Raw genomic sequence first — 22,670 nt, 5'->3', positions numbered from 1 at the left:
TGTTTTATACCTCATTATATGAAAAATTTAACAATTTTTCAAGGTGGGATCCATTCTTGATTTGCTTTTTCCCTTTTGAAAACGAATTAAATTTTCAAAAAATCTGTATTTTCTGAAATTTGTTAGTTTATTAAAAATAAAAGTTCGGAATTTTTGTAAAATCGTAGCGGAAATTTGTTTTCTTTTTCTGTTTGTAATAGACTAAAATTACTACCATAGGACGGTGAAATGATGACGATTAATCAATTATTGCAGAAACTGGATACAGCAAGCCCCATTCTCCAAGCGACCTTTGGTCTGGAGAGAGAAAATCTGCGGGTAACAACTGACGGACACTTAGCTCAAACTGCCCATCCGAGTCAGCTGGGTTCCCGCAATTTCCACCCGACCATCCAAACAGACTTCAGCGAGCAACAACTGGAACTAATTACACCTATCGCTCACTCGACTAAGGAAGCACGACGCTTGCTGGGAGCTATCAGCGATGTGGCTGGCCGCTCGATTGACCAGAGTGAACGCCTGTGGCCCCTGTCCATGCCACCGCAGCTGACTGAAGAAGAGATTGTCATCGCCCGTTTGGAAAACGACTACGAACGCCACTACCGAGAGGGTTTAGCGAAAAAATATGGCAAAAAACTACAGGCCATCTCTGGCATCCACTACAACATGGAGCTAGGAAAAGATCTGGTCACTTCTCTCTTTCAAGTCAGCTCCTACCATTCACTCAAGGACTTTAAAAATGACCTCTATCTCAAGCTGGCTCGAAACTTTCTGCGTTTCCGCTGGATTTTAACCTATCTCTACGGGGCTGCCCCTTGGGCAGAAGCCGGTTTCTACAGTCAGGAAATTTCCCAGCCTATCCGCTCTTTTCGTAACAGCGACTATGGCTATGTCAATGACGAGAATATTCAGGTATCCTACGCTTCTTTGGAACAATATATAACTGATATTGAAAACTACGTTCAGTCAGGCGAGCTCAGCGCTGAAAAAGAATTTTACTCAGCCGTTCGCTTCCGTGGACAGAAGCACAATCGCGCCTATCTGGAGCAAGGGATCACTTATCTGGAATTCCGCTGCTTCGATCTCAATCCTTTTGACCATTTAGGTATTAGCCAAGAGACCTTAGATACTGTCCATCTCTTTTTACTGAGCCTGCTCTGGCTAGATGATGTAGAAAATGTTGATACGGCATTAAAAGCTGCCCACGACTTGAACCAAAAGATTGCTTGTAGCCACCCGCTGACTGCCCTGCCAGAAGAGGCAGACAGCTCAGCACTTCTCCAAGCCATGGAAGAGCTCATCCAGCATTTTGAACTGCCAACTTACTACCAAAGCTTGCTTGAGCAGCTTAAGGAGGCACTACTAAATCCTCAGCCAACCCTATCTGGTCAACTCCTGCCTCATATCCAGCAGGATTCCTTAATGGCCTTTGGACTAGAAAAAGCAGAGGAATATCACCGCTATGCTTGGACGGCTCCTTATGCTCTCAAAGGCTACGAGAATATGGAATTATCTACTCAAATGCTACTCTTTGATGCCATACAAAGAGGTCTAAACTTTGAAATTTTAGATGAAAATGACCAATTTCTCAAGCTTTGGCATGGTCACCATGTGGAATATGTCAAGAACGGCAATATGACCTCCAAGGATAACTATGTCATCCCTCTGGCCATGGCCAATAAAACAGTCACCAAAAAGATTTTGGCTGCAGCTGACTTTCCCGTTCCAGCTGGAGCAGAATTTTCTTCTCTTGAAGAGGGACTGGCCTATTACCCTTTGATTAAGGATCATCAAATTGTCGTCAAACCCAAGTCAACCAACTTCGGACTAGGCATCTCCATCTTCCAAGAACCAGCTAGCCTGGAATCTTATCGCAAGGCTTTAGAGATTGCCTTTTCAGAAGACGCTGCTGTCTTAGTCGAAGAATTTATCGCTGGAACGGAGTACCGCTTCTTTGTCTTAGACGGTCAGTGTGAGGCAGTCCTCTTGCGAGTAGCAGCCAATGTCGTAGGAGACGGTCAGCATACCGTGAGAGAATTGGTTGCCATCAAAAATGACAATCCCCTGCGGGGTCGAGATCATCGATCACCACTCGAAATCATTGAACTGGGGGACATTGAACTGCTCATGTTAGACCAGCAAGGTTATGGACCCGACGATATCCTGCCTGCTGGAGTCAAAGTTGACTTGCGGCGCAATTCCAATATTTCTACCGGTGGAGACTCGATTGATGTCACAGACAGCATGCACCCATCTTATAAGGAACTCGCTGCGGACATGGCAAAGGCTATGGGAGCTTGGGCTTGTGGCGTTGACCTGATTATCCCTGACAGCTCTGCTATTTCCACAAAGGAAAATCCCAACTGTACCTGCATCGAGCTAAACTTCAACCCCTCTATGTATATGCACACCTATTGCGCTGAGGGGCCGGGACAAAGCATCACACCTAAAATACTGGCCAAACTTTTCCCAGAAATGGATTGATAAAACACGAATCGCAGGGTATGCCCTGCGATTTTTGTTTGAATACTTGAGAGAAACGAAGAAACTTTCGTTTTAGAAATGACGCTTGCTTTATTGATAGGAATCAAATGTCTTTTTGAATTAAGCAAATATAAAAAATGGTCTCAATATATAAAATCATTTCAATCTTTATCCTTCAAAAACCAGCTTTTATGTTAAAATAGAGATATCACATTGAGAAGAAAGAGAAACGTCCATGTCGAGGAGAAATGATGATTCCAACCAGCAACCAGAATGGTTTAGCTGGATTTGGATACTTGTATTTGTATTTGGTTCTGGAGCTGTAGCCAGCTATCTAATTCCCATAGCTATTCTGGGAGCTATTGGCTACGGAATCTATCGCCACCAAAGCCAGAAAAAAGTTCGGATTGAAGCAAAGCAAGCCAGCATTGGCCGTATTGAAGATCTGAAATCAGAAATTGGTCATGCTGACCGCCGCATTAAAGAATTGGAAGGCTACCAAGAAGATGGGGACCAAGAAAGCTATCAGAATTTAGCCTTAGAAATTCTTCCCCAGCTAACCTATATCAAAAATGCTGCTAACGATCTACGTGGAGAAATTCCCACTTCTGTCTATCAGCGAATCCAGACTAAAATTCGTACTGTCGCCGATGAAATCGATGAACAACTGAAAAAGATTGAACGAGAGAAAAAACGAAAAGAAGCGCAGCCTAAGAAAACTAGTCTAGAAGAGCTAGCCCCAGAATTGGTCGCTACGGTTCGCAATATTCAGATTGACCATGAGGCCATTCTTCAAAAAATCTCCCAATCCGAAAGCAACAATAAGGAAGAGCTGACTGCCATTCATCAGTCCCAGATGGAGCACTACGAAGATATTTTAGAAGGCTACCTCAAAATCAAAGCTTCTCCCAAAGATTTTTACAATGCAGAGGAGCGGCTAGCCAAGGCCAAAGCAGCCATCAAGCAGTTTGACTTGGACCTAGACGAAGCGCTGCGCCAGTTAAATGAAGCTGATTTGAGGGACTTTGACATTAGCCTGCGTATCTTAGATAAAGAAAAGCACACAGACACCGGCTTTTAAGCTAGATAAACCAAAGGAGAAACTATGAGCCAAGAATTTAATTTTGACATTGATAAAATTGCTAACAATGCCATCAGCAAAAGCGACAAAACAACAGAAATCATCGAAGCCAATACGACTCAAGAAAATGGCCAGCTAACTTTTCTGGAAAAACTGACTCCTGAGCAACAGAGTGCTATTACGGCTAAAGCTCCACAGCTGGTGGATAATTTCGTATCAGACCAAAATGCCTTGCTGGACTTTGGTCAATCTGCTGTAGAAGAGGTCAACGGTACTGTCAATCGTATCTTAGCCGAGCAGAAAAAATTACAAATTCCCCAGGTAGATGAGCTCTTAAAAAACACTAACAAAGAACTCAATGGCTTTGTTGCAAAATACAAGGATGCTCAAGTAGCAGAACTGGACAAAAAGCCTAATTTCCTGGAAAAACTCTTCAAACAGAGCAAAAACACTCTTCAAGAATTCTATTTTGACTCACAAAATATTGAGCAGAAAATGGACGGCATGGCTGCAACAGTCGTCAAACAAGAAGATGTTCTGGCTCGCAATATTGTTTCTGCTGAAATGCTGATTGAGGACAATACCAAATCGATTGAAAACCTAGTCGGAGTTATTTCCTTTATCGAAGCTGCTCAGCAAGAATCTGGCAATCGAGCGCTCAAACTGCAGGCTGAAGTTGCTCAGTTAGATATGACAACCGTTGACTACCAAGTCAAATCGCAAGAATTAGCCCGAATGACAGAGGTGGTCAATACCCTAGAGCAGCAACATACTGAATATGTCAGCCGTCTCTATGTAGCTTGGGCGACAACGCCTCAGATGCGTAATCTGGTCAAGGTTTCCTCTGATATGCGCCAAAAACTTGGAATGCTCCGTCGCAATACCATTCCAACTATGAAACTGTCTATCGCCCAGTTAGGCATTCTCCAGCAATCCATGAAGTCTGGTCAGGTAGCTGACGCCATTTCTAATGCGAATAACGCTGCCCTGCAAATGCTCGCCGAAACGAGCAAGGAAGTCATTCCTCAGCTGGAGCGGATTTCTCAAAGTCCTACTATCGCTGTTGAGTCTGTCACTAAGCTGGCAGAAAGCCTTGTCGCACAAAACCAAGGCATTATCGAAGCTATTGATAAAGGGCGGGAAAAACGCGCTCTGCTAGAAGCTACTGTTATCCAGTCTGCAGAGACCATCAACAACTCTGTCAAACTACGTGATCAAAAGATTATCCAAGCCCTGTTGGACCAAGGCAAGGAAGCCCAGAAAGAATTAACTACAGAATAAGTAAAAGAGCCTAAGTGGCTCTTTCAGATTGAAGACAAAGTCCTTAGCACACAATTTTCTAAGGGCTTTTCTTTTTGTAAAGTAGTATCATAGAGGTAAGAGAAGTTGTGAGGTGCAAGTTATGTTTCACAAAGAAAAACCAGATTATCATCGCTGCCAACATGTTAGTCAAAATTCCCTTGATTCAATGTTTTTATGGCATTCGCTCTATGCGCCAAACCATTAAAGACATTGAAGTAAACGTAGCTTATCGTTGGTTTCTTGGACTAAGCTTGGATGACAAGGTGCCTCATTTTACCACATATGGAAAGAATTACAGCCGTCGCTTTCAAGATAAAGCACTGATTACGGAGATATTTTCACAAGTACTCCATCAAGCTTTATGTGCTGGTCTAATGGATCCTTCGGAAATATTTGTGGATGGTACCCCTATCAAAGCGGCAGCTAACAGTCACAAGTATCATAAGGAAATGGTTGCCCAACAAGCTAAATTTATGAGGGAGCAATTGGAAGTTGAGATTGATGTAGATAGGAGAAAACACGAAAAAAGTCCTTAAAGCACGCAAAAGGAAGCGAGGCTAAAGAAAAGAAAATCTCAACGACAGATCCTGAGAGTGGGTGGTTCCACAAGGGTCAACACAAGGAAGTATTTGCCTATTCTGCCCAAGTAGCGTGTGATAAGCATGGCTGGGCCTTGGCTTATAGTGTTGAAGCAGGAAATGTTCATGACAGTCAGGCTTTCCCTGCCCTTTTTTCAAAGTTAGAAGCTTTCTCCCCACGTTACATTATTGCGGACTCAGGCTATAAGACCCCAGCCATTGCCCATTATTTATTACAGCGAAACATCATCCCTGTCTTCCCCTATACCCGCCCCAAGGGAGTAAGGGGGAACTTAAGACCCGGTGATTTTGTTTATGATGCTTTCTATGACTGTTACCTCTGTCCAGAGAACCAAGTATTAGCCTATTGCACGACGACCCGAGCAGGCTACCGTGAGTATAAGAGTAACCCAAAAGTATGTGTCGCTTGTCCCCTATTATCCGTTTGTACTCAGAGCCAGAATCAGCAGAAAGTCATCACAAGACATGTATGGAAAGACGACCTTGAATTTTGTGAAGAGATTCGACATCAAAGAGGGATGAAGGAGCTCTATAAGAAGCGCAAAGAAACCATCGAGCGGCTCTTTGGGACAGCCAAAGAATACCACAACCTCCGTTATACAAGAGAGAAAGGCAAGTCCAAGATAGAAGATAAGGTTGGGCTTACTTTGGCGTGTTTGAATCTTAAAAAACTAGTAAAAATGAGGGTGGACAAGCCTTTTTATTTTGTTCAAATGACCATTATTCTATCAAAAGATGAAATATTAGCCTGACAAACAGAAAAAGACAAATACCATTTGGAATGTTTGTCTTCGGTCTGAAAGAGCCTAAGTGGCTCTTTTACTGTTTTACTTTTTAAATGATCAATACAGTCCTTTCTTCCGATTATCTCTTTAAAACAAGCAGCTTTCCAACAGTTCTTTATTACGCAGCTGGGCTAGCCAGTTATCAGGAATCCCTTCCAAACCATAGATGATGCCAGCCAGACCGCCAGCAACTGCTGCTACTGTATCAGTGTCATCGCCCAAATTAACAGCTTTCAGGACAGTTTCCGGATAAGAAGTGCTAGTCAGCAGACACCACAGTGCTGCTTCCAAGGTATCCACCACATAGCCAATAGAGCGAATGTCATCTTCGGTCAGATCTTCTAAAGTTTGCAAACGAGCATAGGTTGTACTAGTCTCTAAGCCTGATAATATTTCTGATAGTTGCCGGCCTTTTAAGAGCCTACGAGCAATGGTCACATAAAGCAGGCAGGCCTCTACGGAAGTCGCATGAGCATGTGTAATACTAGAAACAGCTTCAATATCAGACGGACTGGCTTCCGTAAAGGCAAGAGGCAGAATCCGCATCAAAGAACCATTTCCATTGGAATATTCATCAGACAGACCGTGTCCCCTTGTCAAAGCTTCGCGAGTCGCATTTCCTACATCGAAGGTCAAACCATCTGGCGTGTAGGCTCCCTCGAAGAGCCAATTTTTAAACCTCTGCTGCATATCGACAGGGTCAATCTTACCTTTTACCCTGATAGAATCACAGGTCGCCAAAACAAGGCTGGTATCATCTGACCAAGTGCCAGCTGGTTGCTGATGGCTGCCAAAACCCACCATCTCAATCGCTTTAAAACTGCCTCGGGTTAAAAATTCATACGGAACGCCTAATGCATCAGCTACCGCCAAACCATAGACTGCCGCTTTCAAAGATTGGTTCATGCTAGCCTCCTTTGTTTTATTATACTATTTTTGGTGCCAGCATAAAAGAGACCGGAGATAATCTCCAGTCTTTTTTCGTGAGAAATAGCCTAAGTAATTCATGTATTACAGTTTCTAACTTTTTCAAACCTCAAGAATGCTAGAAACAACTACTAAAAAGGAGATAGTAGCTTTGATTTTTCTTATCAAACACTTATATATACTATCAGTAAGGCATCATTAAATCACCGCTGGCTGCTGCTGTGTAATACAGTGTATATTGCCACCACCATAAGCAATTTCTGTGGTCTCTACTCCAACAATTTTTCTGTCAGGGAACATAGCCTGAACCTGCTCTACAGCCAAAGCATCATTTTCATCACCATACTGCGGTAAAATAATAGCTCCATTAACAATTAAGAAATTCAGATAAGAAGCTATAGCGATTTCTCCCTCTTCCCGAGGGATGCTGCCTTCTGCATAATCAATGCTGGCTGCTGCCTGAAGATAACAAGGTTTTTTGGTAACACATAGCTTATGAACTTTTAATTTTCTTCCTTTAGCATCTACCTGTTCAGATAGAAATTGATAAGCTGCCTGAGCTTCTTTGTAGAAAGGATGACTTTCGTCTTCTGTATAGATACAAGCCACTTCTCCTGGTCTAACGAAACAAGCTACATCATCAATATGCCCATTTGTTTCATAAGGATCAATTCCATCTTTAACCCAAATCACTTTCTCAGCGTTGAGATAGGATTTGAGATTTTCTTCGATTTCTGCCTTAGTCAAGTGAGGGTTTCGGCTAGGGTGTAGCAGGCACATCTCTGTAACCAAGACCGTTCCTTCTCCGTCAACATGGATAGAACCGCCCTCCAATACAAAATCCTTCGTTTTATAAGAGTCTACTCCTTCTATTTCGCAAACCTTGCGAGCCACCAAAGCATCCTGATCCCAAGGGAAATAAAGCCCATCAACCAGACCACCCCATGCATTGAATTCCCAGTCTACTGCTCGAAGGTCCCCTTTATCATTGACTAAAAAAGTTGGGCCGCAATCCCGAATCCAAGAATCATCATTGGTCATTTCAATAACACGTATATTATCTGTATCTAAAGCTGACACGCGCGCCAGAGCATTCTCATACTGAGTTGGAGGCACACAGAGAGAGACCTGCTCAAAGTCACTAATAGCCTTCGCTACTTGAAGAAAAGCCTGCTGAGCTGGTTTTGCACCTAAGCGCCAGTTATCGTTACGCCAAGGCCATAACATCCAAATTTGCTTTTGCTCTTCAAATTCTCCTGGCATCCGAAAGCCGTCTTGCTTAGGAGTTGAATTCATAATCCGTTTTGCCATTTTTCTACCTCATTTCTAATCTTTTATTTTTTTGACGATAATAATCAGCTCACCGATACCAATAAAGATAAGAGAACCAATAGTAACAGGAAGTTTCGCTGCCAATGTCTCAGCATCAAATGCTAATGGTAGAGCTGTGAAAATCAAGGAAATAATAATTAAAACCATAGGCAGGACAACCAGAACTTTCAAAAAGCCTGTATTACCACTCACTTTAAAAGGCCGTGTGGTATCTGGATCAATCTTTCTTAGACGGTAAAAAGCAGGAAAGACCGGAACATAAGACAGAAGGAACATGACCAAATTAAGTGAGAAAAAGGCCCAGAATAAATCCTGATTTGGCAACAGCGGAGCAATCACAACTACTAAACTTGCCACGAGGCCGTTTGCAATAGCGGAACCTATCGGCATATTTTTATCCTTGCTTCTTCTTGCAAAAAACTTGGGCATATCTCCGTTTTCTGCTGCGTAGGAAGCTGTATTATTGATTCCTAGTGACCAAGAAATCATGTTACCAAACAAGGTCAGCAAAAATAGGAAAGCCATTGCAATAATAAACCAACCTGTGCTTGTTCCCGCTAGCAGTTTGAAACTATCCATCATACCGCTGCTGGTTGAAATTTTATCCACTGGTATCGCAACCCCGATACCAAAGGCAGAGAAAATATAGATCGCTGCAATCACTAAACCAGCTACAATAATAGACTGAGGAATCTGTTTTTTAGGATTTTCCATATCACCAGCAAAAGTACAAATAACCTCAAAGCCCAACAGATTGAAAATAATGACAGAGATATAAGACAGGCTATCTAAATCAAAATTTGGAAGCAGAGAAGACGGGGTTATTTCATTAGCCATACCTTTAGTAAAGGCAACATAAAGTCCCAATCCTCCAACCAAAAGCGCCAAAATCATCTTAATCACAGCTGCTCCATTTAAAATCCAAATGCTATCACTGACCGGATAAAAGCTAATCCAGATAATCAACCATATAAATATCAGTTCTATAATAATACTGCTCCACAGAGAAAACTGAATACCTGTAATGGTTGTCAATAGCTCAGGTGTCATAACTGCTAAAGAAGCTAACCAAAGTGGGAAATTAATCCAGTAATACCAAGAAACTCTGGATCCCCAACGATGCCCAAATGCTTTGGTTACCCAATCATAAATCCCCCCATCTCCAATATAGGCAGTTCCTAGCTCAGAAGAAATCAATCCATAGGGAAGGAGAAACGTCAATAAGAGAAAGAGCCACCAGAAAAATTGAGAATTTCCAATAGCCGCGACTGGAGCAGCAGCTTCTGCAACAAATACCACACAGATAACCGACAGGACCGCACTAAATAAACTAAATTTTTTCTTGCTTTCCATCAACTTCACCCTTTCAAAATAAGATATGAGAAGTTAGAGAACGTCTTACAAAAGAAGTCTACTCTGAGAGAACAGAATTAGCTTTGTTTACCTGCTTTCGATTTTTATTTTAAGAATTCTTCCAAATCAGCTTTAGCTGCCGATTGTTTAGCTAAATCATGAGGATTTTTCTTCGCATAGTCTCTCAAAAGATAAACCAAAAGTCCTCGAATAGAAGTGAGACGATTCTCTGCTTCATCAAAACAGATAGAGTTCGTTCCATCCATGACTTCATCAGTCACTTCTTCATTGCGCGTCGCTGGCAGACAATGCATAAATTTACAATCTGCTCCTGCCCTAGCCATCATATCACTATCCACTTGATACTTAGGATAGAAGATATTCATGCGCTCTTCTTCTGACAGTTCAGCCTCATAGAGACCGTACCAAACATCCGTATAAAGAAAATCTGCTCCAACAATAGATTCTTCATCATCCGTTACCGTATATTTACCACCGGATACTTTACAAATCGCATCTAATTTTTCCTTATGCATGTCATTCAATTGGAAACCCTTAGGTCCATAATGGACAAACTCCATTCCCATCTTAGTAGTAATCAAGCCTAAAGAAAAACAAACTTGAGTAGCATCTCCGACGAAGACCACCTTACAATCTTCTAGTTTTTTATTGATTGGCAAATGTTCTACCATCGTGCAAAGATCTCCTAACTCCTGTGTTGGATGGTTATAGTCTGACATCCCGTTGATTACTGGAATAGAAGCGTACTGGGCTAAATCTACAATACTTTGATGTCGCTCCACACGCGCCATCAAAATATCATTCAAGCGAGAAAGAACTGTCGCAGTATCTTCAATCGTCTCATGCCCCCCTAGCTGAATCTGTCCCGGCGCCAAATACTGGGCATGACCACCTAGCTGGGTCATAGCAGTCTCAAAAGAGACACGAGTTCTGGTCGAAGACTGCTGGAAAATCATCCCCAAGGTTTTATCCTTAAGCAAAGGAGGATAATAACCATTCTTGATACATGCCTTGATCTTCAAGGATAAATCAACCAAGTAAAGCAATTCTTCCTTGGAGAAATCTTCTGTCGTAATATAGTCTATTTTTTTAATCATAATTGAGCCCTCCTCTATATTAATAGCTCTATCTTAACTTATTTCTAGAAGGTTGACTATAAACCCTCAGATGTAAACATACAAGAGCTGATTCAGCGGACTAAACCCTATTAAATCAAGCTTTCTGATAAAATAAACCTAAGGTTTAGTACTTTGTTACAGAGCAGTCATAAAAAAAGTTTAGGAGAATGTTATAATATTTGTATACGCTTTACTAAAAGGAGGACACTATGGAAACTGAAATTGTTTACATTTACAACTTACTTCTAATTATTCTTTATTCCACAGCCCTATCCATCTCATTAGTGAATGCTTTCAAAGAGGAGAGAAAAAGCAGGAAAACTTTCTTCTGCGTACTTTCCATATATTTTGTTGTTTTTATTTTAGATAACTCCGTTATTTCTATGACGGAACTGATCTCCAGTTTCGCTTCCGAATACAACCAGTCTTTTCAGGGGACTTCATTTATCAAAACAACTTTTTTCCTAGTCAACAATTTCTGTCAGCTATGGCTTATTAGCTCCATCAGTCACAGCAAAATTAAACGCTGGGAATACATGATTGTAGTAGGGATCTTCCTCTTTATGTTACTTCCTATCCAACAAAGCTCCTCATGGAGAACCTACCTTTATTATTTACCAAATCAGCTATGGCTATTCTATCTTGGTGCTAAGGCACTTTACAGTTATTACAACAAGAGATTGGAACCCAAGTATAAAAAATATTTAAAGAAGATTGGGCTCCTAGCGATTGTTTTTAGCTTCCTTATTTTGATGGAAGACTCCATTATTATCTTCACTGTTGACCAATACAGCATGTTTCATACAAATATCATTAACCGCAATGTCTCTGAAAATCTTTTCTCTATTAGCTTGTGCTTTTTATCAATCTATTATTTCTTAAACGATGCACCACTCTTTACTAGCTCTCACTCCAATTCAAAAAGCTACAATCAATCTTTCATATACTCTTTTTGCCAAGATTATCGTCTAACCGAGCGCGAACAGCAGATTTGCCAGCTGCTCTTAGAGCAAAAACATAATCAAGAAATCGCTGAAGAGCTCTTCCTTTCTATCGGAACGGTCAAGACACATATTCACAACATTTACATCAAAACAGATGTTAAAAAAAGAGCTGAACTATTCTCTCTATACAACAATTACTTATATGCTCACTCCTAACCCCAAAAAACAAGCGCAGTCGTGCGCTTGTTTTTCTATTTTGTGTTAAAATAAAAGGTATGGACAAAATTATCAAAACTATCTCAGAAAATGGTTCTTTCCGAGCTTATGTGCTGGATAGCACAGAGACGGTTCGGACCGCTCAAGAAAAACATCAAACTCAAGCAAGCTCTACCGTTGCACTTGGCCGCACACTGATTGCCAGCCAGATTTTGGCTGCAAATGAAAAAGGCCAGACCAAGATTACCGTCAAGGTCCTCGGGACCAGCTCACTAGGCGCGATTATCACAGTGGCAGATACAGAGGGTAATGTCAAAGGTTATGTACAGAATCCCGGTGTAGATATCAAAAAGACAGCTACCGGCGAAGTTCTAGTTGGTCCTTTTGTCGGCCAAGGAGAATTTCTCGTCATCACAGACTATGGTACGGGCAACCCTTACAACTCCATGACTCCTCTCATCTCTGGAGAAATCGGCGAAGACCTAGCCTTCTACCTGACCGAAAGCCAGCAGACACCTTCCGCAGTTGGCCTCAACGTTCTCTTGGATAAGAATGATAAGGTCAAGGTTGCTGGCGGTTTCTTGGTACAAGTTCTGCCTGGTGCCAAGGAAGCTGATATCGCCCGCTTTGAGAAGCGGATCCAAGAAATGCCTGCTATCTCAAGACTGCTGGAATCCGATGACCATATCGAAGCTCTGCTGGCTGCCATCTATGGTGATGAGCCATACAAACGCCTGTCTGAAGAGGAAATCCGCTTCCAATGCGACTGTAGCAAAGAGCGCTTCATGAATGCCTTGGCTACCCTGCCAAAGACTGACTTAGAAGAGATGCGCGACCAAGACCAAGGAGCTGAAATCGTCTGCCAATTCTGCCAGACAGCCTATCACTTTGACCAAAATGACTTGGAGGAACTGATTCGTGATAAATCTTAATACCCCTTTTATGATTGGGAATGTTGAAATTCCCAACCGCACAGTTCTGGCGCCTATGGCCGGCGTAACCAACTCTGCTTTTCGGACCATTGCCAAAGAGCTGGGAGCAGGCTTGGTCGTGATGGAAATGGTCTCTGACAAGGGCATCCAGTATAACAACGAAAAAACCCTCCACATGCTCCATATTGATGAGGGAGAAAATCCCGTTTCTATCCAGCTTTTCGGTAGCGACGAAGACAGTTTAGCTCGCGCAGCAGAATTTATCCAAGAAAACACTAAAACCGATATTGTCGATATCAATATGGGCTGCCCGGTCAATAAAATTGTCAAAAACGAAGCTGGGGCTAAATGGCTCAAGGACCCTGAGAAAATCTATAAAATCATCAACAAGGTCCAATCCGTTCTGGATATTCCCCTGACAGTCAAGATGCGGACTGGCTGGTCTGACAGCTCACTAGCTGTAGAAAATGCTCTAGCAGCTGAAGCCGCTGGAGTCTCAGCTTTAGCTATGCACGGCCGCACCCGCGAGCAAATGTATACTGGTCATGCTGATCTTGAGACCTTGCACGACGTAGCCCATGCTCTGACTAAGATTCCTTTCATCGCTAACGGTGATATTCGCAGCGTCCAAGACGCTAAACAGCGTATTGAGGAAGTCGGTGCTGATGCCGTAATGGTAGGTCGAGCAGCTATGGGAAATCCTTATCTCTTTAACCAAATCAACCACTACTTTGAAACCGGCGAAGTTCTTCCGGACCTCAGCTTCGAGGACAAGATGAAAATCGCCCACGACCACCTCTCCCGCTTGGTAAATCTCAAAGGAGAATATGTGGCCATCCGCGAATTCCGTGGTCTAGCTCCGCACTATCTGCGCGGTACTGCCGGAGCAGCCAAGCTCCGCGGTGCTATTTCACAAGCTGAAAGTATGGCTGAAATTGAAGAACTCTTGCAAATTCAAAAATAAAACAAAAGGAAGCTAATCGGACTTCCTTTTGTTTTATTTAGGGTTTGGTCACCATAACGCTTGTTACTGAACCATCTGCCCCTGTTGTAATCTGCAGATTGGCATTGCCTTGTCCGCTTAACTGCGCATTGTATTTGCCATCATCCAGCGTATAGGAGTAGGAAGCGATGGAATAATTATCAGTCTTTCCATCTGCAGACTGGACGGTGAATTGACCATTACCTGATACAGTCACAGTATTTCCATTGGCATCCTTCCAAGTACCAGCAGCCGCTGAGAAATCCCCATCCACCATAGTCAAGACACCTTTATAGCGAGCATTGCTAGCTGCCTGCTTATTCTGAAGCTGGCGATTGCTTTCCGGTGCTTGGGCTGGTTGAGTTGCTTGACTCTGAGTATTTTGTCGACCTGAAGCTTGCTGCGGCTGCGTTTGTTGGGCTTGAGGTGCTTCGACAGTAGACTGTTGCTGATTAGCAGGAATTTCGGCTTGTCCAGGCTGGCTAACTGCTCCTTCTGAAGAAGCTCTATTATTAACCTTAGGAGAAGCGCCGGCCTTGCTGGATGACGCAACTTTTGAGCTAGAAGAAGCTTGAACAGCCTTACTAGAACTAGCACTTGTTGCAATTTCTTCTTTCTTACCACATGCCCCTAAAAGCAAACTAGAAGCCAGAACTGCAGCTGCCATCATTTTTGTATAAGTACGTGTTTTCATCTTTTGTCTCCTTGTAATATCCAGAAATCTTTTTGTAACATTATTGTAACACTATGATTTTACTATGTCAATCATTTATGCAAGATTTTTCAAAAATTTTTTTACTCAAGTAAAGTTCTGTTTCTCACCCTGCTTCTTTTGTCATGAGAAACACGCTCCTACTTATCTATTCGTAATTAAAAATGAAAAAACAGGACAAATTTGTCCTGCAAGAGAAATATATGATCAACTTTCTTTTAATTTTATTTTTCTACCTTAAGCCGATAAACTTTTCTCGGTTTCTTCTTCGGTACTCGCTTGACACCAGCCTCCTCTAAGTATTCTCCAAATTTAACTAGAAAATTATTGCTAACAATAGGTCGTCTAGGCGAGATGAGATTGACCAGCTCAGTCCCTTCATAGACAGTAAACGGCGATTCCAGCAGATGAAGAAAAGTTGGATTCCAGTCCAGTCGTCCCTGAATCCGCTTGATGGATTCCAGCAGGATTTGGTAGTGGTCAAAGGCAAAGTCCTCTGCTGTCAGGAGCCGTTCACCATCTTTAAAACTATTAGTCTTAAAGTCAACATCAAGAAAGGTGACTTCCTTGGCATCATCCCCAGCTTGCGCTTGATCTACTGCTATGGCCGGCAGATAGACCAAATGGGCAATAGTGATGACCCATCCGCGCGGATCACGTCCTGGAGTAGAAACCGTCATCAGCTGTTCCACCTTTTCTAGCGGTATCTCCAGCCCCACCTCTTCCTTTACTTCCCGAATGCAGGCCTGATAAGCATCCTCATACTTATCTACAAAACCTCCGACTAGGGCATATTTATTCTGATAAGGGTGGGCCTTGCGCTTGATGACCAAGAGTTTCACCTGACCATCCACAAAACAGTAGGCCACCATATCTGCTGTTACGCTGGGCGTCTCGTACTTGGGCAAATCCTGTGTCTTGTACCATGCCAAAAAGGCGGACTCATCCGCCATGGTTTCGTAGTATTCTTTTTCCGACATTCCCGCTGGGATATCCTGTTTGGTCATGAGTTTCTTCCTTTCCTAAGCTATCTTTTTCTATCAAAAATCTCAAGCCTTGGTCTAAGCTTTCTTCACCGCCTTGGTCCACTGATACCATCCAACGATACTATTGAGGGTATAAACCCAGTACATGGCCTGGATATGGAGATTGCTACCCCACCAGAGATAGATACTGAAGAGATTGGTCGCAATCCAGAAAAGCCACTGCTCGCGGTAGAGACCAGTCATGAGAAGCTGACCAATACCATTGGTCGCATCTGTCACACTATCACGGAAAGGCCGGTGACTGTGAATACTCTTATAGGCAAAGCCCATACCAATCCAAATCAAGGCAGTTAAGGCCAAATATTTAAGCCAGCCACGCCAGTCTAACTTCTTAGCTTCAAAATGAGAAGGCTCTTCCTTATCTTGCTCATTGACCCGGTTGGACAGCCAAGTATAGAGCCCGATCGGCTGCATGATAAAGAAGTAGACTGTAGTCAAGACTTCTCCATAAAAGCTAGCATTGAAGGACAATATAAGGTAAATTGCCGAATTAACCGCTCCAAAGAGGTAATTGCTGGCCCGTCCCTCGGCTACTAGAATAACGCAAACGATGCCTGTCCAGGAAGCAAAGAGTCCCAGCCAGTCATGCTGCTTCTGACCACTGGTAAACTCCAGAATGAAAGGCAGACTGGAAAGAGCAAGCAAGTAGAGCCATTGAGTCAAGCTACGCCCGCCAAATAAATCCTGCCAGAACAATTTCGCTATACCGCTAAAACCTTGTTTTTTAGCTGCGACACAGACATTGCGGAAATTCTGAACAAAGGTTTGAGATTTTTGTTTCAGTCCTGCGTAGAGAGTCGCAGGAGAGAGTTTTTGATTTTTTACTACCATTCTATTTTACCACTTTCTTTTTTAATTCGCTTGATAAATCATATCGATTGCTTCTTTGGCCGCCTGATAATTGTCCAAATAACTGCCTGCCAGATAAACCATCGGAATATGAGCCAAACACTGCTCTTTCAGCTTTTTCAGATAGCTTGAAAAATCACTGCGTATAGCCTCGTCTGCCATACTCATATCGCGAAATCCATCGTTGACATAGGCCCCAACCGGCTCAGCAAAGAGAATCAAATCCCATTTTTCCTTGGACAAGATGCTGGCAAAGAGATTGTCAAAGGTATCTGTTTCCTCGTCTTGAACCGGACTTTCTTTCAGATAGTAATCATAGTAGGCCTTGGTTACCAGAGAATTTGTATCAGCCACGACCAGACCGCGGTTGGCGCTGCTGTCAATCAAGCGGGAAGTCTGAGCATATTGTCCTAAGAGCAGATAATAATAGTCTTTAGGTGTCAGCTCATCGTCTCGCACGTTATTTTGAATCTGGTATTCTCGAGCATATTCCAAGCTAACTGGAGCATCATAGTAGCGAGCCAAATCCTTAGCCAAAGTCGTTTTACCATTGCTGGCGCTACCCATAATCAGTACTTTCTTGGTAAAGTGACGGCGGAAAGGTTGGGCGATATATTTCCAATAACGACTAGGATTTTCCCGAATCATGGTAGCTGAGATACCAAACTGGCGCTCCTGCAAGGAAGTTTTGAAGTCACGCTTTTCTAACTCCTCCTGATAGTCAGCCTCTCCAACAAAGAAAATCAGTTCCTCGCGTTCTGCATCATAGCCCACCAACTCCAATAAAGCCGACAGCCACTTGTCCCAACCTAGAGGATAGCGGGGAAAGGAAGTTTCATCCAGTTTGTAAACCTGGGTCAATTCATCATCTGCGAAAGTCTCCCGCGTATATCGAAAACGCTTCTGCAGAGACAGACCCACTTCCTGCCCACGGTCTCCCTGATAACCTGAAACCACCACGCGCACCTTATCATAAGAACGCTTAGCCTTCTGTATCAAATCGATATGCCCCTGATGCAAGGGAGCAAATGTTCCAAATACGATTGCAATTTTTTCTTTCATAGGCCTATCCTTTTTATTGTTTTCTATATTTTTATTATAAACTATATTTTTCTTTTGTCAATAGTTTTTTATAAAATTTTATAAAAATATTTTCCAGATATTTTAAAACTATATCAAGGGCACAAAAAAAGAACCTAATGCCTTAAGCATCAGATTCTTTTTATAAAAGATTTATTGCTGATAGACTTCTTGGTAGAATTCCAGCTTGTCTCCATCCTTGACAGTGATTTGATTGGCTGCCTTAGGAGCCATTTCTCCGTTGACCTTAAACATCCAGTAGAGGCCCTTTGCTTCATCCTGAGCATGACCATCAATCGAAGTGATAAAACCATCTTTTTCTTCGACCTTATAGGCCTTCTTCAAAGCATCCATAGCTGTCTTTCCTTCTTCAACAGCCACCGTTTTCTCGCTCTTCTCCTGACCTTCTGGTGCAATACTGATACTGATTTTCAGTTCCTTTTTGACAGAAGAATCAGCCGAGCTAGAGCTCTTGTCAGTATTTGTCTGGCTGCTACCGCAACCAACAAGGAGAAGGGCAAAAGCAAGTGTGAGCAAACTAAAGATTTTTTTCATTATAGAGCCTCCTTAAAATAGGGTACAAGAGTGGGTAAAAAAACAAGGTCGACAGTCCGTGCGCTATATTGAAGGTCAAAGCATTGATAATCGCATAAGACCACCAGTGATAGTTGTACAGCAAGGCTGTCAGTGTATCGATGGCAATGCCATAGCCAAAGGATAGGAGAGCTGCTACTATTCCCTGTCCCACTAGATTTAACCGAGGATAGAGCAGCCACCAAAGGCAAAGAATCAGTCCAAAGGACAGCAACTGAAAGAGGACGATTGGGCTCATCCCCAAAAGAAAAGCTGATGTAAACATCGTCACAGCCATCACTAGGAGTGAAGTCTGCAAATCCTCAAAGATAACGATCAGGAAAAAGATAGCTGAGATAGGCTGCACATTGGGAAGAAAGGAAAATGCATAGCGAAAGGCCACACATAAAGCCGATAGGATGGCAATTTTAGCCATTTTGCGAGCAGACAAAGGCCACCTCCTTTTCTAATTGAGTGAATCAAGAGAAGTTAGACTAGGTATGCAGCTCAACAGCATCCCAGTCCTGGGCCGTATTCAGCCCCAGCAGCCAGTCGAGGCCAGACCGCCTCTCCAAAACAACACTTTCATCAAGGCCAGCCGGTGCTGGCTGGTCATGAATCCGAGCCTCAACACAGGCCCAGTGATAACGATAAATCAAGTCATCCTCATCCAGTAACTCTTCTAAGCTGCGCGGTTGGCATTTTTCCAGAAATTCCTGAAAGTCAACCGCACTAGCGACTGCGTCAATAGCAGCATCACAATCACAAATTTTATCTGGAAACGGTAAAGTATCGACTAGACCTAAGTACCAAATCAGCGACCAATAGGCCTCGTATTTCCAAACCATATTGATGATAGCTGCCGAGTCGGCACGATCTTCCAAGACCGCCCTTTCTTTGGGCGTCAACTCTTCCTGCACCCCGTATTGCTGCAGTTTATCCTGCAGCCACTGGCGGCTCTCCTCATTATAATTATTATTTTCGATATCCAAGGCCGCCTGAATAACCAAGAGGCTGGTAATAGCACGACGCGCAATTTCTTCTAGCGAGCGCGGCCACACCTGCTCAGCACCTTCGATAACCGGCAAATGCTCGATATAAGGAATACCCTCCTTCTTCAAGCGCTGGATACTAGCCGCCTTGCGCTCTTCTGGTGTTTTCACTCTGGCTTTCTTGCCAGCAAACAAATCTTTAAAAAACGACATATCAGCCTCCAATCCTTCAATTTTCCAGTTTCATTGAATGATGAAATAACTGTTCGGTATCTATAGGTATGATTGCTATCAGGGATTAACCGCGAACACACAACTTTCCATTGAAAGACTGCGCTTTCTAAGCCACTTCGAACTTGAGTTGGCCAGCCTTGACCCCGACCTTAAGAGTCTGACCAGTCGTCAAGTCTCCTGTCAAGAGGAGCTCAGACAGCTTGTCCTCTACCTGGGTCTGCAGAGTGCGGCGCAATGGCCGTGCTCCCATTTCCACATCGTAGCCTTCCTGAGCCAGCAGCTTAAGGGCACTAGCCTGGAACTTCAGCTCAATTCCCTTATCAGCAAGACTGGCAATGAGCGGTTTGACCATAACCTTGACCACTTCCTGCATATCTTCTGCAGATAAACTGTGGAAGACTACCTTCTCGTCAATACGGTTGATAAACTCCGGTCTATATGCTTTCTTGAGTTCTTCCATCATCCGTTTTTCCATATTGGCGTGATCCAAGCGAATGTCACGCGCACCAAAGCCCACCGTCTTATCATCCCGCAAACTGGTCGCCCCCAGATTGCTGGTCATGATAATAATCGTGTTGGAGAAGTCCACCTTTCGGCCCTTGCTGTCAGTCAACTGACCATCATCCAAGACCTGCAGGAGAACATTGAAAATATCCGGGTGCGCCTTTTCCACTTCGTCAAAGAGCAGGACAGAATAAGGTCTGTTGCGCACCTTCTCCGTCAGCTCTCCACCCTCTTCATAGCCTACATAGCCTGGAGGGGCTCCGTTTAGGCGGCTAGCTGCGAATTTCTCCATGTATTCACTCATATCAAATCGTATGAGAGCAGATTCGTCATCAAAGAGACTTTCGGCCAAGGCCTTGGCTAGCTCTGTCTTCCCGACTCCTGTCGGACCTAGGAACATAAAGGACCCAATTGGCCGCTTGCTGCTGCGGATACCAGACTGATTGCGTCGGATAGCTCGGCTGATAGCTGAAATCGCCTCGTCCTGCCCAATCACGCGTTTATGCAGTTCTGTTTCCAAATTGAGGTATTTCTTCGCATCTGTCTGAGTCAGCTTCTGCACTGGAATACCAGACAAACCGCTAAGGGTCGCCAAGACATCGTCTTCTTCCACTTTCAGCTTATAAAGCTTGGGTTGCTGCTCTTGCTCAAGCAACTTCGACACCTTTTTAAAATCCGCTGCCATCAAGGCCTGATCCACTGGCGTCAAATCCGACTGCTCATAATTCTGCGGTCCTCTATTCTGCACTGTCGCACTGGCCTCGTCCAAAAGATCAATGGCAGAGTCAGGCAGGTGCTTACTGGTCAGATAGCGATGGGCATATTTCACCGCCGTCTCAATCGCCTGATCACTGATCTGCACCTTGTGGTGATCTTCATAGCTCTTTCTTAAGCCTTGTAAAATAGCAATGCTGTCAGCCACATTCGGCTCTTCTATGCTGACCTTGGCAAAACGCCTAGAAAGAGCAGCGTCTTTTTCAATATGTTTCTGGTACTCTTCCTGGGTCGTAGCACCAACTGTCCGCAATGTTCCGCGAGCAAGAGCCGGTTTCAGGATATTGGCCGCATCCAAGGTCGAGTCAATACCGCTGCCAGAGCCCATGATAGTATGCAGCTCATCGATGAAGAGAATGACATGACCATCTTCTTCGATATCATTGATGATGTTGTTCATCCGCTCCTCGAAGTCTCCGCGAAAGCGAGTGCCAGCGACTACATTCATCAAGTCCAACTCCAAAACCCGCATCTTGGCAAGTTCAGCAGGAACTTGACCAGCCGCTACACGTTGGGCCAATCCTAAGGCCAGAGCCGTCTTACCAACCCCAGCGTCTCCAACCAGCACTGGATTGTTTTTAGTCTTGCGACTGAGAATCTGAACTATCCGTGAAATTTCCTGATCACGGCCAATGACTGGCTCCAATCGGCCATCTCTAGCCAGCTCGGTCAGATCACGGGTGTAGTCTTCTAGGCCTCCGCTAGTAGAAGCCGGCATCCCCATCATATTAGCCATGGTCTGCTTGGCAGCCATTACCCCCTTATTCAGACTGCGAATAGCCTTGATATCTTCCTTGCCCCAGCCAGCTCGCTGCTCCAAGACCTTTCGCAAATCACTAATTTTCGGTCCCTGCTCCTTATCCTCGTAGCTAAAGCCGGTAAATTCCAGAATACGAGAGGCCAAGGTCCCCCGATCAAATAGCATGGCCAGCAGCACATGCTCAGTACCTACATGCTTAGCGCGAACAGCTTCTGCAATCTGGCCCGCTTCCTCAAACAGCTCCTCTAAGCGATAAGAAAAAGGCAGCAGCTCAAAGTGACAGTCTTTCTGATAAGCCTGACCAGTAATCTGAAAAGCTGCTTCTTCAAATCCATCAACTTCCACAGGAAACTCATTGAGAACTGAACCAGCAACGCTGTAGGGATTATTAGCCAGAGCAATCAACAGATGCCATGATTCCAGATAATCTGTCATAAAATGGCCGGCCAAGAGCTGGGCTGCTTCCAAGCTTTCTATTAAGGCTTTTGAGTATTTCATTTATGATTCCATTCCTTTTCTGTCTAGTTGTTGTAAAATCTTTTTTAATATCCGGGCACGAATCACCGCAGCTCCATCACCTAAAATCGAGTCCGTTGCTGTTGACAAGATTAGATTGCCCTCACGTTCAGTCATAATCTTCTCGTCAAAAAGAAGCTGAATAACATCTGTGAAAACCTGCTGGCTGACACGCTCTCCCACACTGTCGTACAGGCCGCAAAGCATCTGATGCCGGTCGGAAAATTCAATCTTTCCAATTCGAATATAGCCGCCACCGCCACGCTTACTCTCAACGATATAGCCCCGACTTTCCGTAAAACGCGTCTTAATCACATAGTTAATCTGACTGGGAACCACCTGAAAAACATCAGCCAGTTCACTGCGTTTCAATTCAACCATCCCAGCCTGAGCCAGAATAGACTTGATATATGCTTCAATACTGTCCGATGTGTTTTTTGCACCCATGACTTCCCTTTCCAGTTGAGAATTTCAGAATAAATTTCTTTTTTCCTTGTTTCTCTAACATTGACTATCTTTGACTAATATTATACCGGAAAAATCTCTATTTTAAA

At 43.6% G+C, this 22,670-nt stretch carries 19 protein-coding genes and 1 pseudogene; 7 read left to right on the top strand and 13 right to left on the bottom strand.

Features of this window, described 5'->3' with window-relative positions:
• Window positions 1–231: 231 nt before the first annotated feature.
• The 4 genes and pseudogenes from gshAB to D8877_RS03225 form a co-directional block, all read left to right on the top strand.
• Complete coding sequence (gene gshAB / locus D8877_RS03240; protein WP_185760158.1) at window positions 232–2,484, top strand: bifunctional glutamate--cysteine ligase GshA/glutathione synthetase GshB; 2,253 nt, start codon at window positions 232–234, stop codon at window positions 2,482–2,484.
• 235 nt (window positions 2,485–2,719) lie between these two features.
• Complete coding sequence (locus tag D8877_RS03235) at window positions 2,720–3,565, top strand: hypothetical protein (RefSeq protein ID WP_125352446.1); 846 nt, start codon at window positions 2,720–2,722, stop codon at window positions 3,563–3,565.
• A 24-nt stretch (window positions 3,566–3,589) separates the two neighbouring features.
• On the top strand, window positions 3,590–4,846 hold the full coding sequence (locus tag D8877_RS03230) for a toxic anion resistance protein (RefSeq protein ID WP_002907849.1): 1,257 nt from the start codon (window positions 3,590–3,592) through the stop codon (window positions 4,844–4,846).
• A 161-nt stretch (window positions 4,847–5,007) separates the two neighbouring features.
• Window positions 5,008–6,304: pseudogene (locus tag D8877_RS03225) on the top strand (IS1182 family transposase); the annotation flags it as partial.
• 34 nt (window positions 6,305–6,338) lie between these two features.
• On the opposite strand, the gene D8877_RS03220 reads toward D8877_RS03225, so the two are convergent.
• From D8877_RS03220 to ptcA, 4 genes are all read right to left on the bottom strand, one after another.
• Window positions 6,339–7,157 (bottom strand): ADP-ribosylglycohydrolase family protein, encoded by an 819-nt coding sequence (locus D8877_RS03220; RefSeq protein WP_125340277.1) that lies wholly within the window; start codon window positions 7,155–7,157, stop codon window positions 6,339–6,341.
• Window positions 7,158–7,376: 219 nt separating this feature from the next.
• Window positions 7,377–8,489, bottom strand: a complete 1,113-nt coding sequence (aguA, locus tag D8877_RS03215) for an agmatine deiminase (RefSeq protein ID WP_125340276.1) — start codon at window positions 8,487–8,489, stop codon at window positions 7,377–7,379.
• A gap of 15 nt (window positions 8,490–8,504) precedes the next feature.
• Window positions 8,505–9,863, bottom strand: coding sequence for an APC family permease (locus D8877_RS03210; protein ID WP_125340275.1), 1,359 nt, complete (start codon window positions 9,861–9,863; stop codon window positions 8,505–8,507).
• A 104-nt stretch (window positions 9,864–9,967) separates the two neighbouring features.
• Window positions 9,968–10,981: a putrescine carbamoyltransferase gene (ptcA, locus tag D8877_RS03205; RefSeq protein WP_125340274.1), complete on the bottom strand. Its 1,014-nt coding sequence runs from the start codon at window positions 10,979–10,981 to the stop codon at window positions 9,968–9,970.
• A gap of 230 nt (window positions 10,982–11,211) precedes the next feature.
• Between ptcA and D8877_RS03200 the strand changes: the two genes are divergently transcribed.
• From D8877_RS03200 to dusB, 3 genes are read left to right on the top strand one after another with little or no spacing between them, the layout of a single operon-like run.
• Window positions 11,212–12,162 carry a helix-turn-helix domain-containing protein gene (locus tag D8877_RS03200; RefSeq protein WP_125340273.1) on the top strand — a complete coding sequence of 317 codons (951 nt, stop codon included), beginning with the start codon at window positions 11,212–11,214 and terminating at the stop codon, window positions 12,160–12,162.
• Between the two features lie 59 nt (window positions 12,163–12,221).
• Entirely contained in the window at window positions 12,222–13,094 is an 873-nt protein-coding gene (gene hslO, locus D8877_RS03195) for an Hsp33 family molecular chaperone HslO (RefSeq protein ID WP_125352444.1), read from the top strand.
• Window positions 13,081–14,058 (top strand): tRNA dihydrouridine synthase DusB, encoded by a 978-nt coding sequence (gene dusB, locus D8877_RS03190; protein ID WP_185760153.1) that lies wholly within the window; start codon window positions 13,081–13,083, stop codon window positions 14,056–14,058. The genes hslO and dusB overlap by 14 nt, the downstream gene beginning before the upstream one ends.
• A 37-nt stretch (window positions 14,059–14,095) precedes the next feature.
• On the opposite strand, the gene D8877_RS03185 is transcribed toward dusB, so the two are convergent.
• The 9 genes from D8877_RS03185 to D8877_RS03145 all read right to left on the bottom strand — a co-directional run bounded on the left by D8877_RS03185 (window position 14,096) and on the right by D8877_RS03145 (window position 22,563).
• Window positions 14,096–14,770, bottom strand: coding sequence for a DUF6287 domain-containing protein (locus tag D8877_RS03185; protein WP_125340271.1), 675 nt, complete (start codon window positions 14,768–14,770; stop codon window positions 14,096–14,098).
• Window positions 14,771–15,012: 242 nt separating this feature from the next.
• A complete protein-coding gene (locus tag D8877_RS03180; RefSeq protein ID WP_125340270.1) occupies window positions 15,013–15,795 on the bottom strand; it encodes an NUDIX domain-containing protein in 783 nt (260 codons plus the stop codon).
• 54 nt (window positions 15,796–15,849) lie between these two features.
• Window positions 15,850–16,665 carry a nicotinamide riboside transporter PnuC gene (gene pnuC, locus D8877_RS03175; RefSeq protein ID WP_009660237.1) on the bottom strand — a complete coding sequence of 272 codons (816 nt, stop codon included), beginning with the start codon at window positions 16,663–16,665 and terminating at the stop codon, window positions 15,850–15,852.
• A 21-nt stretch (window positions 16,666–16,686) separates the two neighbouring features.
• Complete coding sequence (locus D8877_RS03170; RefSeq protein WP_125340269.1) at window positions 16,687–17,745, bottom strand: AAA family ATPase; 1,059 nt, start codon at window positions 17,743–17,745, stop codon at window positions 16,687–16,689.
• Window positions 17,746–17,916: 171 nt separating this feature from the next.
• Complete coding sequence (locus tag D8877_RS03165; RefSeq protein WP_002911498.1) at window positions 17,917–18,318, bottom strand: DUF4430 domain-containing protein; 402 nt, start codon at window positions 18,316–18,318, stop codon at window positions 17,917–17,919.
• The gene (locus D8877_RS03160; RefSeq protein WP_185760152.1) at window positions 18,302–18,787 is read right to left on the bottom strand and encodes an ECF transporter S component; all 486 of its coding nucleotides are present in this window, start codon (window positions 18,785–18,787) and stop codon (window positions 18,302–18,304) included. The genes D8877_RS03165 and D8877_RS03160 overlap by 17 nt, the downstream gene beginning before the upstream one ends.
• Window positions 18,788–18,830: 43 nt before the next feature.
• Window positions 18,831–19,541: a DUF4272 domain-containing protein gene (locus D8877_RS03155; protein ID WP_125340268.1), complete on the bottom strand. Its 711-nt coding sequence runs from the start codon at window positions 19,539–19,541 to the stop codon at window positions 18,831–18,833.
• A 127-nt stretch (window positions 19,542–19,668) separates the two neighbouring features.
• A complete protein-coding gene (locus D8877_RS03150) occupies window positions 19,669–22,098 on the bottom strand; it encodes an ATP-dependent Clp protease ATP-binding subunit (RefSeq protein ID WP_125340267.1) in 2,430 nt (809 codons plus the stop codon).
• On the bottom strand, window positions 22,099–22,563 hold the full coding sequence (locus tag D8877_RS03145) for a CtsR family transcriptional regulator (RefSeq protein WP_125340266.1): 465 nt from the start codon (window positions 22,561–22,563) through the stop codon (window positions 22,099–22,101).
• Window positions 22,564–22,670: the final 107 nt, after the last annotated feature.

This window comes from Streptococcus sanguinis (genome assembly GCF_003943735.1).
Lineage (GTDB): Bacteria > Bacillota > Bacilli > Lactobacillales > Streptococcaceae > Streptococcus > Streptococcus sanguinis_E.
This window is presented reverse-complemented; position numbering and strand designations above follow the sequence as displayed.